General features: G+C 56.1%; 13 protein-coding genes and 1 pseudogene. 6 read left to right on the forward strand and 8 right to left on the reverse strand.

The window, feature by feature from the left end:
- Nucleotides 1-82: 82 nt before the first annotated feature.
- Nucleotides 83-1,114, reverse strand: a complete 1,032-nt coding sequence (gntR, locus tag ACZRMH_RS20715; protein ID WP_464015039.1) for an HTH-type transcriptional regulator GntR — start codon at nt 1,112-1,114, stop codon at nt 83-85.
- A 229-nt stretch (nt 1,115-1,343) separates the two neighbouring features.
- Here gntR and ACZRMH_RS20720 point away from each other — a divergent pair, with 229 nt between their 5' ends.
- Nucleotides 1,344-1,877, forward strand: coding sequence for a gluconokinase (locus tag ACZRMH_RS20720; protein ID WP_464015040.1), 534 nt, complete (start codon nt 1,344-1,346; stop codon nt 1,875-1,877).
- Nucleotides 1,878-1,962: 85 nt separating this feature from the next.
- The gene (locus ACZRMH_RS20725) at nt 1,963-3,315 is read left to right on the forward strand and encodes a GntP family permease (protein ID WP_464015041.1); all 1,353 of its coding nucleotides are present in this window, start codon (nt 1,963-1,965) and stop codon (nt 3,313-3,315) included.
- Between the two features lie 119 nt (nt 3,316-3,434).
- Here the strand turns inward: ACZRMH_RS20725 and alaC are convergent, their stop codons facing one another.
- Entirely contained in the window at nt 3,435-4,643 is a 1,209-nt protein-coding gene (alaC, locus tag ACZRMH_RS20730) for an alanine transaminase (protein WP_464015042.1), read from the reverse strand.
- A gap of 198 nt (nt 4,644-4,841) precedes the next feature.
- Between alaC and ACZRMH_RS20735 the strand changes: the two genes are divergently transcribed.
- Nucleotides 4,842-5,333 (forward strand): GyrI-like domain-containing protein, encoded by a 492-nt coding sequence (locus ACZRMH_RS20735; RefSeq protein WP_464015043.1) that lies wholly within the window; start codon nt 4,842-4,844, stop codon nt 5,331-5,333.
- On the opposite strand, the gene ACZRMH_RS20740 is transcribed toward ACZRMH_RS20735, so the two are convergent.
- The 4 genes from ACZRMH_RS20740 to ACZRMH_RS20755 all read right to left on the reverse strand — a co-directional run bounded on the left by ACZRMH_RS20740 (nt 5,330) and on the right by ACZRMH_RS20755 (nt 8,795).
- Nucleotides 5,330-5,836, reverse strand: coding sequence for a GNAT family N-acetyltransferase (locus ACZRMH_RS20740; RefSeq protein ID WP_464015044.1), 507 nt, complete (start codon nt 5,834-5,836; stop codon nt 5,330-5,332). The two genes, ACZRMH_RS20735 and ACZRMH_RS20740, sit on opposite strands and share 4 nt — an antisense overlap.
- A 119-nt stretch (nt 5,837-5,955) precedes the next feature.
- Complete coding sequence (locus tag ACZRMH_RS20745; RefSeq protein ID WP_464015045.1) at nt 5,956-7,134, reverse strand: GAF domain-containing sensor histidine kinase; 1,179 nt, start codon at nt 7,132-7,134, stop codon at nt 5,956-5,958.
- Nucleotides 7,135-7,260: 126 nt separating this feature from the next.
- Entirely contained in the window at nt 7,261-7,566 is a 306-nt protein-coding gene (locus ACZRMH_RS20750; protein ID WP_464015046.1) for a PepSY domain-containing protein, read from the reverse strand.
- Between the two features lie 95 nt (nt 7,567-7,661).
- The gene (locus tag ACZRMH_RS20755) at nt 7,662-8,795 is read right to left on the reverse strand and encodes a glycerophosphodiester phosphodiesterase (RefSeq protein WP_464015047.1); all 1,134 of its coding nucleotides are present in this window, start codon (nt 8,793-8,795) and stop codon (nt 7,662-7,664) included.
- A 233-nt stretch (nt 8,796-9,028) separates the two neighbouring features.
- Here ACZRMH_RS20755 and ACZRMH_RS20760 point away from each other — a divergent pair, with 233 nt between their 5' ends.
- The gene (locus ACZRMH_RS20760) at nt 9,029-9,352 is read left to right on the forward strand and encodes a DUF2025 family protein (protein ID WP_464015048.1); all 324 of its coding nucleotides are present in this window, start codon (nt 9,029-9,031) and stop codon (nt 9,350-9,352) included.
- A 24-nt stretch (nt 9,353-9,376) separates the two neighbouring features.
- Here the strand turns inward: ACZRMH_RS20760 and ACZRMH_RS20765 are convergent, their stop codons facing one another.
- On the reverse strand, nt 9,377-10,456 hold the full coding sequence (locus tag ACZRMH_RS20765) for a diguanylate cyclase (RefSeq protein ID WP_464015049.1): 1,080 nt from the start codon (nt 10,454-10,456) through the stop codon (nt 9,377-9,379).
- Between the two features lie 266 nt (nt 10,457-10,722).
- Here ACZRMH_RS20765 and ACZRMH_RS20770 point away from each other — a divergent pair, with 266 nt between their 5' ends.
- A complete protein-coding gene (locus ACZRMH_RS20770; protein WP_464015050.1) occupies nt 10,723-11,751 on the forward strand; it encodes an MBL fold metallo-hydrolase in 1,029 nt (342 codons plus the stop codon).
- Between the two features lie 10 nt (nt 11,752-11,761).
- Here the strand turns inward: ACZRMH_RS20770 and ACZRMH_RS20775 are convergent, their stop codons facing one another.
- Nucleotides 11,762-12,079: a helix-turn-helix domain-containing protein gene (locus ACZRMH_RS20775; RefSeq protein ID WP_464015051.1), complete on the reverse strand. Its 318-nt coding sequence runs from the start codon at nt 12,077-12,079 to the stop codon at nt 11,762-11,764.
- Nucleotides 12,080-12,498: 419 nt separating this feature from the next.
- Between ACZRMH_RS20775 and ACZRMH_RS20780 the strand changes: the two are divergent.
- Nucleotides 12,499-12,678 (forward strand): annotated as a pseudogene (locus ACZRMH_RS20780) (ShlB/FhaC/HecB family hemolysin secretion/activation protein); the annotation flags it as partial.

Genomic DNA, 12,678 nt, shown 5'->3' on the forward strand with positions numbered 1-12,678 from the left:
GCGCCTGTATCGCTGGCAGGCCCGCTCCCGTACTTATCCTCTCCTGTCATTGCCGCATGGGTAAGGCCAGGCTAGTCCGTGCTTAACTGCTCTCACGCACCATCAGCTCAAACCCCATGTCCTGCACCGGGTTGGCGACTTTGTTGCCAGCCATCAGCGTGAGCATCTGCTCGGCTGCGCGACGGCCAATGGCTTCGCGAGGTGTGCGAATGCTGCTTAAGCGCGGCACCATAAATTCCGACGACGGCAGGTCGTTAAAGCCCAATACGGCAATTTGCTCAGGGATTTTAATGCCAATGCGTGCAGCTTCCAGCAGCGCTCCCTGGGCAAGGTCATCGTTGCCGAAGAAAATCGCGTCCACTTGCGGGTGGCTGGCAAGCAATTGCAGGAACAGCTCACCGCCAAGGCCCACGGAGGACGGGCGCGGTGTCAGCACTTCCAGATCCGGGTTGTACAGCCCGGCTTCCTGCAGGGCACGACGATAACCCTCGCCACGCAACAGCGTGCGCTGATCAAGCTGGGCGCCGATATAAGCCAGGCGTCGACGGCCACGGGAGATCAGGTGGCGGGCAGCGGTTTCACCTGCCTGCAACTGCGAAAAACCGACACAGTTGACGCCCTCTGCGGCATCCAGCTCCATCATGTACACACAGGGCACATTGCTGGTCTCGATCATCCGTCGTGAGCTTTCGGAGCGGTCAAAGCCGGTCAGCAGCAGGCCCCGTGGTTGGTAAGCCATATAGTTGCGCAACAGGTTTTCTTCTTCATCGCGCGAGTAGTGAAAGTTACCGATCAGTACTTCAAACCCCCGGGGGCGCAATACGTCATGGATGGCTTCGAGGGTGTCGATAAACAGCAGGTTGGACAATGAAGGCACCAGCACCACAACCGAGTGGCTCTGCGCCGAAGCCAGTGCCCGGGCAGCCGGGTTGACCACATAATTGAGCTCGTCAGCGGCTACGCGCACTTTCTCGGCGAGCTCGGTGGCGACGCTGCTGATACCGCGTAATGCACGCGAGGCAGTGATCGGGCTGACCCCCGCAAGGCGGGCAACTTCATTAAGGGTTGGGCGACCCGTGGTTCGGGTGTTTTTATCGTTTTTGGAGGTGGTCATCAGGGCGGCTTGCCAAACAAAAAACAAGTCACTAAGGTAGCGCTGTCCTGAGGACCCTGCAATTGCCTGATTGCGTGTAAATCAGTTACCCCAGCTTTGTATGTTGAGAGCGTCACCGCGTCTCCCCATAAAAATGAGAAATAGACGTCGGTAGCCTAGGCTTTGTGCTTTGCTTTCAAGTATTGAACGCATGAACAAAGACAGCGCTGTCTACGGACTGAGGTGTTTCATGAGTCAACCTATCACTGCTCTGGTCATCATGGGTGTTGCCGGCTGCGGCAAGTCCAGCGTGAGCCAGGCTCTGTGCCAGCTCAATGGTGCAACCCCGATTGAAGGCGATGCGTTTCACCCTGCGGCCAATATCGACAAGATGAGCGCCGGTATTCCCTTGACCGATGAAGATCGTGCCGGCTGGTTAGACAGCCTGTGCGATGAATTGCGTCATGCGATTGCTAATGGCCAGCGTCCGGTCCTGACCTGTTCGGCGCTAAAACTGCGTTATCGCGAGCGCCTGCGCAGTGCGGTAGACGGTTTGGGCTTTGTATTCCTTGAGCTGACCCCCGAGGTTGCTGCTGCTCGAGTGGGCGATCGTCCGGGGCACTTTATGCCCAAGACACTGATCGACAGCCAGTTCGCTGCGCTCGAGTCGCCAACCAATGAAGCATTGGTGCTGACCTTGAACGCCGCTGAAATGAACGTAAAACAACTGGCGAGCGCTGCCCGAGACTGGTGGTGTGAGCAGACGGTAATGGCAACTTCATGATGTTGTTTCAAACAGATAGCGCTACCTGCCTCGGCCGTAGCGGCACATACGTACTTGATAACAACAAAAAGGCAGGAGACGCCCCATGCTAGGCATGTCCCACAATACGTTTCTGCTGCTTGATGCGGTGGTGACCATTATCGGCCTGATCGTACTGATCACCCGATTCAAGCTGCACCCCTTTATTGCCTTGATCATCGCTTCTGCGTTTCTGGGCCTGACGGCCGGTATGCCAGCCAACCTGATCATCAAATCGTTCCAGGACGGTTTTGGTGGGGTGCTGGGCTTTGTTGGGATCATCCTGGCGCTGGGCACCATGCTTGGCAAAATGATGGCTGACTCCGGTGGCGCAGACCAGATTGCCCGCACGCTGATCCGCGCTTTCGGCAAGGAGCGGGTGCAATGGGCAATGATGTTTGCCGCATTCCTGGTCGGCATTCCGTTGTTCTTTGAAATCGGCTTTGTGCTGCTGATCCCGCTGGTGTTTATCGTTGCGCGCCGTACCGGCGTGTCGATCATCAAAATCGGTATTCCGTTGCTCGCCGGTTTGTCGGCGGTACACGGGCTGGTGCCACCGCACCCGGGACCGCTGCTGGCCATTGGCGTATTTGGTGCTGATATCGGCAAGACCATTTTGTACGGTCTGATCGTTGCTCTGCCCACCGCGATTATCGCGGGTCCGATTTACGGTACTTTTATTGCCAAATACATCCCCGGCCATGCTTCTGAAGAGCTGATGGATCAGTTGGCAAGCGAGCCGGAATCGAGCACCCTGCCAAGTTTCTCCATCACCTTGATCACCGTGCTGTTGCCGGTGTTCCTGATGCTGCTCAAGACCTTTGCCGACGTAGCACTGCCCGATGGCAACGTGTTCCGGGTGTGGATGGACATGGTCGGTCACCCGATCAGTGCCCTGTTACTGGCCCTGCTGCTGGCGCTGTACACCTTTGGCGCGCGTCAGGGTATCGATTCCAAGCGCATCCTCAAACTGCTGGACGCAAGCCTGGCCCCTACCGCGGCGATCATCCTGATCATCGGTGCGGGCGGTGGTTTCAAGCAGATGCTGGTAGCCAGCGGTGTAGGTGACGTGATCGGCCATATGGCGGTGAACGCGCAAATCTCGCCGATTCTGCTGGCCTGGCTGGTGGCCGCAGTGATTCGTATCGCTACAGGTTCTGCGACCGTGGCGACCATTACCGGGGCGGGGATTGTGTTGCCGGTGGTGGACATGATTCCGGGAGTGAATCGTGAGCTGCTGGTACTGGCTACCGGTGCTGGCTCGTTGATCCTGTCTCACGTCAACGATGCGGGTTTCTGGCTGGTGAAGCAGTACTTCAACATGACCGTGGCTGAAACCTTCAAGACCTGGACTGCGATGGAAACCATCCTGTCGGTTGTAGGCTTGATCTTTATTCTGCTGCTGTCGCTGGTCGTTTAAGCGCTACTGACACCTGAACCTGTGGGAGCGGGCTTGCTCGCGATTGGATCGACGCGGTTTCACTGAGGCACCGCAGAGTTCCTGTCGCGAGTAAGCCCGCTCCCACATGGGCGGCTGATTTAGCCAGCGCTGAAGCCATCGGCGCGGAACATGGCGCGAATCCCGCGTAGCGCCTGACGGATACGATCCTGGTTTTCAATCAGGGCAAAGCGCACATGGTCGTCACCATATTCACCAAATCCTACCCCTGGCGACACACAGACCTTGGCATCTGCCAGCAGCTTCTTGGCGAATTCCAGTGAGCCCAGGTGGGCGTAATGCTCGGGGATCTTGGCCCAGATATACATCGAGGCTTTCGGGTTTTCGACCATCCAACCCAGTTCGTGCAGCCCTTTGACGATCACGTTACGGCGCTGGCGATACTGCTCGGCAATATCCTTGACGCACTGCTGGTCGCCTTCGAGCGCGGCAATCGCCGCCACTTGCAGCGGGGTGAAGGTGCCGTAGTCGTGGTAACTCTTGATCCGCGCCAGGGCATTGACCAATTCCGGATTGCCCACCATAAAACCAATGCGCCAGCCGGCCATGTTGTAGCTTTTGGACAGGGTGAAGAATTCCACGGCAATGTCCTTGGCACCCGGCACTTGCATGATCGAAGGCGCTTTCCAGCCGTCATAGACGATATCGGCGTAGGCCAGATCGTGAACCACCAGCACATCGTACTGTTTGGCCAGGGCCACCACGCGCTCGAAGAAATCCAGCTCGACGCACTGCGCCGTGGGGTTGGACGGGAAGCCCAGGATCATCATTTTTGGCTTGGGGATCGAGCCGCGAATGGCTTTTTCCAGTTCGGCAAAAAAGTCCACGCCGGGGATCAGCGGTACCGAACGCACCTGGGCGCCGGCAATCACGGCACCATAGATGTGAATCGGGTAGCTGGGGTTGGGCACCAATACGGTATCGCCCTGGTCCAGGGTGGCGAGCATCAAGTGCGCCAGGCCTTCCTTGGAGCCGATGGTGACAATGGCTTCGTGTTCGGGGTCGATCTCAACGTTGTAACGGTCGGCATACCAGCGAGAAATGGCCCGGCGCAGACGTGGAATGCCACGCGAAGTCGAGTAGCCATGCGTGTCTTCACGCTGTGCGACCGTGCAGAGTTTTTCGACGATATGGGGAGGCGTAGGGCCGTCAGGGTTGCCCATGCTGAAGTCGATAATGTCTTCGCCACGGCGTCGGGCGGCCATCTTCAGCTCAGCAGTGATATTGAAAACGTAAGGGGGGAGTCGATCTATGCGCGCAAAGCGGCGCGGCGAACCTTGGTCAGCCATGTGTGCCTCTGATACGTAAGCGCCCGGAACCGTCCGAGCGACGTTGACCACTGCGGTGGTCTGGGCAAAACAATACGGGCGGTGATGGCCTTTTGTCTAGATGGGGGAAGTGTCTATTTTTCGCTCATCCGACCCGGTTGTGTTTTTGTTCCTATACTAAGCAGCTAGGTTTCCTACTTACTCCATCGAGTATGCCCCATGGATCAGATAAAAAAGTTCGAACTGGCAGCGCCGCGATTTACCAAAGGTCCGTTTCAACTGATCGCAGGTTTTGGTGGTCGTTTCACTCAAGAGTCCGCAGGTCGAATTCCACAGCTATGGGACACATTCCTCCCGGAGCTGGGAAAGGTACCTAGCCAGTTAGGCGAAGAAGCCTATGGTGTGTGTTGTAATCCCGATGGTGAGGGCGGGTTTGAATATATTGCCGGTGTGGCCATCAGCAAGCTGGACGACCTGCCCGAGCGCTTTCGCTGGATTGAGCTGCAAGAGCAGTCATACGCGGTCTTCGAGCACCGCGGGCCACTGGACACCCTTGCACAGACTTTTCAGGCGATCTGGAAGGAGTGGCTGCCGCAGTCAGGCTACGAAGCCGTTGACGCGCCCGAGTTTGAGCGTTACAGCGCAGATTTCAATCCGGATGCTGGCACGGGGCTAGTAGAGATCTGGTTGCCAGTCAAAAAGGCTGCCTAGCCAGCTTGCAGGTGGGGCAGTGGCTCAGACACCAGAGATAGCACCAGACGCCGTTCGCCCCGATAGGCCTCGCCTCGCTCGACCCAGCCCTGGCTCAGGTAAAAAGCCAGGGCGTTGGTGTTGAACGGGCTGACTGAAAGCATCAACTGAGTGATCCCGGGCCAGAACTGATAAATGGCCCGGGGCAGATCGCGCAAGCAGGCCTTGCCCAGGCCCTGGGCCTGAACCCGGCTATCGACCTGCAAGGCATGCAAGGTGGCACTGCCAGCTTCAGCCCAATGAGCCAGCAGCGGCTCGCGCTTGAGCAGCATAAAGGCCACCGGCAGTTCATCGCTGAGTAGCACCAACCCTTTGATTCCCGCGTGCGGTGTGGTCGGCAACGAATGCAGGGCAGACTCGACAGTACCGCAAAAAGCGATTTGCTCAGGTCGGACCTCAATCTGGCGCAGTTGCTCGCGCTGGCGGGGTGTGAGGTCTTCGTAAGCGCAGAGGCGGGTGTTCATATCGGAATTCTGTCGAGGCGCAATAGGAAGTATCTGATACTTGCATCAGATACCACTGAACAGCGCGTCAGTTTCTACCTATCGCCTATGCAAATACAGATTTTTTCGCGTATCAGTCTTCAGATCATCGGCAAGCTGAAGGTGAAGACCGTGCCCTGTATTTCATTCGAAGCCACTTCAAGATGGCCGCCGTGGGACAAGGCGATCTGACTGGCTATGTACAAGCCAAGGCCGAGACCGGCTTGCGGGGTGTGGTTGGCCGGGCGTGAGTAAGGCTTGAACAAGTTCGGCAGCAACTCGGCAGCAATCGGCTTGCCCTGGTTGTAAACCCTGAGGCTGAACACCCCGTTGAGTATCAGGGCAGTGACTCGCACGGCCCCGCTGGGGCAGCCGTGGGTTATGGCATTGATCAACAGGTTGGAGAGCAGTTGGGCCAAACGGCCACTGTCACATTGAATGCCTTTGAGTGGCTCGATGTCTGACTGGATCAAACGGTTCGGGTGCACGCTTTGAATTTCTGAAACGACGTGACTCAATACCTGGTCAAGATCGTTGCACTCCCTGAGGGAGAGAGGGATGCCGCTGCCCAGGCGGCCCCGGGCGAAGTCCAGAACGTCCTCCACCAACTGTGAGGCGCGATTGCCACAACTCAGAATATGCTGCACCAGCACATCGGCGGGCGGGTTGGAGTGTTTGCGTAACAAGCGTTCAGCGGCGGTGGTGATGGCGAAGAGCGGGTTGCGCAAGTCATGACCGATAACGGCGATAAACTGTTCGCGCAGTTCAGCGTTTTCGCGCTCTTTGAGCAGTTCTGTTTCGGTACGCTGCAGACTTTCTTCGGCGTCAATCTGCAGCGAGAGCAGGCGCGCAAAAGACTCCATTGTCGATTGGATGGTGCTGCCCCTCAGGCTTGCAGGCTCCGGGTCCAGAGCGCACAGGGTGCCGAAAAAACTACCGTCAGTGCGCCACACCGGGATCGTGATATAGCTCTCGAAACGGTACATTTTTGGCGTGTGATGATCTTGGTAGAGCGGGTCTGCGCTGGCATGGTCGATGATGATCGGCAGGTGCGAGTTCATGCTCTCAAAGCATAAGGTACTGACCAGATCCAGTTCACCACCGGCTTGCAAGCCGAAGCCCAACTTGTCGAGTACCGCACAGGCTGTCCAGGTTGTCTGGGTGACACGGGCAACGGCGGCAAAGCGCATGCCGGTCATTTCAGCAATAACCTGAAGCATTGCTGGCACTGCACTGATCCGGTTAATCGTTGCGATATCGTCGACCGCGCCTGTTGCCATGGGAAGTGCTCGTGTCTAAAAAGTAGATTCTAGCCATAACGCTTGAAGGTGGCACATATTCATAAGCGGGCGCCCAATAAAAAACCGCGCCACTCATATCGAGTGGCGCGGTTTATTTAAATCAACTCAAGTGTCTTGTTTGTCTTGCAGCACTTCGGCAGTTTTTGCGTCGAGATCCACGTCCCACTTGACGCCGTTGGTGTCGCGCAGTTCAACTTCGTAAACCAGCTTGCCGTAGGAGTGGTCAAGCTCGGTATCGAGAATGGTCGCGCCAGGGTGCTTTGCCAGCGCTGCTTGATTCAACTTTTCAAACGAGGTGATTTCACCCGATTTGATCAGGCCAGGAATATGGTCAGGGCGAACATCGGCCTGGGCAATACCGGCAGTCAGGGCCAGGGCAACAGTGGCGAATACTACGTTAAGTGTTTTCATGTTTAGTCCCTTGGGGTTGATCTGTTTAAGTGGGATCAGATTAACCGGCGCAACTTAACTCATCCTTAATTTCGCCCTGTTGCGCAATCGCAGACTTAGAAGCCATTTTTCTCCAGCAACTGATTGACACTTTGTGACGCTGGACGCTGGTAGTACTTGAGCAACTCGCTGGCGCGATTGGTAAAGATACCGTCGACCCCTGCGTCCATGGCTTTCTTGAAGTCTATGGGGGCGTCGAGGGTGTACACGTGTACCAGCATGCCCCTGTCATGGGTGGCCTGGTTCATCCATGGCTGAATCAGGTCGAAGTAGCTCTGGTCACCGCCGTGGGTCAAGGCTGCCGAAGGGCCAGTACCGATGGCGCCATTGGCCTTGGCAAAGTCCAGCCACTGGATAAATTCGGCTTTGTCCCTGGGCTGTTGTTTGGCGTAGTAGGCGGCCTTATCCTTTTCGCCAGAGTCGGCGAAACTGAGTGTGGAGTTGGGCGTCATACCGCCTTCACCCACCCATAACAGCAGGATTTTCGGCGTGTCGGGCATTTCTTTTTGCAGCAGCTCAAGGCTGCTTTTCTCAAAGGTTTGCAACATGACCCGGGCTTTGCCCTGGCCGACCTGTGGTTGGCCCTTCACCTCTGTTGAGGCAACAGGTTGCAGCCAGCCGCGTTCGCTCAGCTTGTTTTTCAGGTCATGCTCAAGGCCCGGGAACTGCTTGGGCTCTTTGGTTTCGATGTACAGGCCCGGCTTGTGCTGCGGGTTGCCTTGGGCGATATCGATGATTTCATCCAGGGTCAGAATCGGCAGACCGACATAGGACGGGCGCGCGCGGTCCGGGTAAGCCTGGTTGTACCAGCTGCCAGCATCCAGGGTTTTAAGCTCGGCCAGAGTAAAGGCGCTGGCCGGGCTGTCCTTGCGCTCCGGGAATTTTTTGGCCACATCGGTGGTGCGCAACAAACTGTTGTCGTGGAGCGCAAACAAAACGCCGTCCTTGCTGCGCTGCAAGTCCATTTCCAGATAGTCGGCGCCCAGATCCCGTGCGAGGGTGTAGGCGGCTGCGGTTGATTCCGGAGCATCGAAGGATGCGCCGCGGTGGGCGATAACTGCCGGGCGCGGGATGCCATGAGCGTTGGCCAGTGCTGCCTCGGTCGTGTTGGCCGCGCCAGCAGTCTGTACGCCACCCAAGCCCAGAATAAGGCTCAGCAGCAGGGCGTTTTTGCCAAAAGTGTCAGGCATTGGTTGAATTCCTTTCAATCAGAAAAATAGAGGGCGCCTTTTTAACAATAAGACCGCCACGCTTGCTATCGAGAAACCGACACAAACGTGTGTGATGTTTATTTTTAAGCGTTTTTTCTTACAAATGTGCAGTACTCTTGGGTTTAACAGCGTCCCCAGTAGAGGGGCAAGCGTTCTACCTTGCGTGTAAACCATCGTCCCAGAGCCTTTCGGGCTCGTTAGTGAGGTTTACCATGCGCACCACTTCGCAACTTATTTGCCAGGCCGCCGACCTACTTAACGGCTTTGTTGGTTTCAATCGTAAGACAGGCCAGCACATTGTCCGTTTCAGTGAGGATTCCTTCGGAATGGATGTCGCCGACGACAACATCACGCCTACCAGCGAATTTGTCTGGCAGGCCGATGGCGCAGACACCATGACCCTCAAGCGCGAGTTGATTCAGTTGTTGCTGGATCAGAATATCGATGACCGTCTGAACATCACCGAACCCCTGAGGGTGTATATGCAGCGTCAGGACGTACCCGAGATTTCGGCTGTGCGTCGCTGTATCAGCTGAGCAGGAGCGCCCGCGAGCCTGTTTTTAAAGCGGGCCATTGCTCAGAACTGACTCTGGAAGAGTGTCTGCTGCGCCGACACTGATTTTGTTGCGCCCCGTATTCTTGGCGATATACAGCGCTTTATCGGCCTCGTTCAGCCACATGCTGGCGTGGGGGAATTCGGGGCGGCACGTGGCGAGCCCGATGCTCAGGCTTACGCACAGATCAGGCTCGTCGGCGTGTTGATAGTTGGCAAACACATGGCGCAGCCGCTCCATGATTTCCCGGGCCTGTTCCAGGGTGCGATTGGGCAGGATGACGCAGAATTCATCACCACCGTATCGACCTGCCAGGTCTTCGGCGCGCAAGTTGTCCTTGAGCTCCTTGCTGAGCTGGCGTAACACGCTGTCACCGACGATATGCCCGTAGGTGTCATTGATCTGCTTGAAATGGTCGATATCTATCAGCGCCAGCGTCGCCGGTGAATGACGCTCCAGGCTCTGCTGGTAGCTAAGTTGCAGCAGGTCTTTCCATGAGCCGTGATTCAGCAGCCCGGTCAGGCTGTCGGTACGGCTAAGGGTGCGCAGAGTGCGTTTATGCTCGGCCAGGGTGATTGCCAGCCCATAACTGACCATGCCTACAGCGAAAGGATAAAGAATCAGCACGGGTACGCAGGCATAGACTTGCACGCTGGTGGTATGGGCCGTAAAGGCAAAACCGAATAGCAGTGACGCAATCAGGGCGCCTGCCAGTTGCGCCAGGGCTCCACGCCACAGCAGCTTTGGCCCGCCGGCGGCAACGTTGTGCATCATCATCATCGACACAATGATGACCGTAGGCAGCGGATTGAACTGAATCACCCCCGCCCAAAATCCCCCGCACAGGGAGTCAATCAAGATATTGCGCCGCTCTGTCCGATAGGGATATGTCGCACGCGACGACAACTGATATGCAAGATGCGGCCATACAAACGCATTGATAAGCAGTAGCGCCCACACCCAAGTGGATCTTTCGAGAGGGTAGAGGGCGGCCATTAGACCGACACTGCCAAACCCTGAGCCAATCACTCGCGGCGCATAAATGCGCTTGGCGAATGACAACCCTTTGCCTCTTTTATTGTCCATGGTTATCTACGCAAGATGTTCGGGCCGGGTTTTTGGCTACTGCCGGGTGCTGCCCCGCCGATTGTTGGCGGGTCGGTTACCCTTGTCGAGAAGACATCGCACATATTCTGAAAAATTTTTGAAACAGTTATGGGGTCTAGATTAGCTTACTTAAGGCGAGCACAAATCTGCGGCGCTGATGACGATTGATACCAGTAGAATGATGATCACCTTTTAAACGGCCTGGAAGCAGAGCATTAATCACTTTTTACTGGAGTCTTCAAGCCATGGCACTCGACTCAAGCAGTACAGAGGCGTCTAAACCCGCAGAGCGTCATCAAGGTGCATTTCTAAATACCGGCGTCAGGCCGTCCTCCAGCCTTGGTAAAACCTTGGGCATTTTTTGGAAGATGATTTTCCAAAAACCTGCGAGCACACGCCCAACGGGCGTGATCCCGGTCAAGCCATTGACCCGCGAACAATTGGCCGAGGCGGCGGATTTCAGCGTGTACCGGTTGGGTCATTCGACCTTGCTGCTCAAGCTCAGGGGGAAGTACTGGTTGACCGATCCGGTCTATGCCGAGCGCGCCTCACCGTTCCAGTGGGCTGGCCCCAAGCGCTTTCATGCGCCGCCCATCAGCCTGGATGAGCTTCCACCCCTGGAGGCGGTGATTCTTTCGCATAACCACTACGACCACCTGGACCAAAAAACCGTATTGCAACTGGCTGCCAAAACACAGCAGTTTTTGGCGCCGCTGGGTGTTGGTGACTTGCTTGTCAAATGGGGAGTGCCGGCCAGCAAGGTTCAGCAACTGGATTGGTGGCAGGATACCCATCTTGCAGGTATCCGCTTTATCGCTACCCCGGCACAGCACTTCTCGGGCCGCGGCCTGTTTGATCACAACCAGACGCTTTGGGCATCCTGGGTGATGATCATCGATGACGTGCGGATTTTCTTCAGTGGTGATTCAGGCTATTTCGACGGTTTCAAGCGGATCGGCGAGCAGTTCGGGCCCTTTGATCTGACCCTGATGGAGACAGGCGCCTACAACGTGGACTGGCCACATGTGCACATGCAGCCCGAGCATAGCCTGCAAGCTCATATTGACCTGAATGGGCGCTGGTTATTGCCGATTCACAATGGCACCTTTGACCTGGCCTTCCATGCCTGGTCAGAGCCATTTGACCGTATTGTGGCATTGGCCGAGCAACGCAATGTGCTCATTACAACGCCACAAATGGGGGAAGCGTTCAACCTGATAACGCCTCACTCGGGCCGTGCCTGGTGGCTTGAGGTCCAGCACCCAGGGCAGTAGGCGTGCCTTGTTACTCGATCAGGGCAAAATCTTCACGGCCCATCGGGTCTGGCGTTGTACCGCGAACATTACCCCCGCGGCCGGGAGAAAACCCGGGGAAGAACACCAATCCTTGCGCTTCCAGGCTGTAAGCGAGGGCTAGTCGAGTGACATCGCGTATCGGCTCTCCGGCTTCAAAGCGCTGAATTGCGGGTACTGAAACGGTGGACTGTTCACTCAGATACTCGAGACTCCAGCCCAGCATTACACGGGCTTGGGCGCAGTGCAGCGGGGTGAATTGGTTGATGACGATGCGTTCAAACGTACTGCGCATGGCTGAATGTGGCATGGGGATTCTCCAGGGCGGATTCAGTGCTTGAAAATGTACTGTGTTTTTATACAGTCATTTTTAACCTGGAACAAACTCATTTTTTGATAAATGCCGAACGGCAGAATCTGCTGTTTGGCTGCTTTTTTGCGAGCTTTTACGTGGGGAGCAAGGGTCGAAAATTTCGATAATGGTTTTTTTGGGATGCGAGAAAAATCCTGCGTGGTTCGTGTCTTCCCGGGAAATTAATTCGCGACTTTTCTTAGTGAGTATCGGAAACGTCCTAACTCTTTTATTTCTAATAAGCCTAAGACTTGCACCCATTCAGGGACATTCGGACGCTCTTGCCTGCGAGTTAATCCCTTAGCCAGATTAACGGGTCATGGATGGAAGTCAGGATGTCGGTATCTCACCTCGGGATGAGGTTGTTCTCTTTGGTTATGTTCGGCACCTTCACGGGGCAGGCTTCTGCCATGGAAGCTTCATTGCCGACCCCGGGGGATCAGGACCTGATTCGTGATCGTCAGGAACGCCTGCTTGAAGAGCAGCAGCGCCGTCTTGAGGAACTTCAGGAACTTCCCGGCAAGCAGATTTCTCCTACAGCTCCAGCTCGGGCAGCT

Source organism: Pseudomonas sp. B414 (assembly GCF_055408445.1).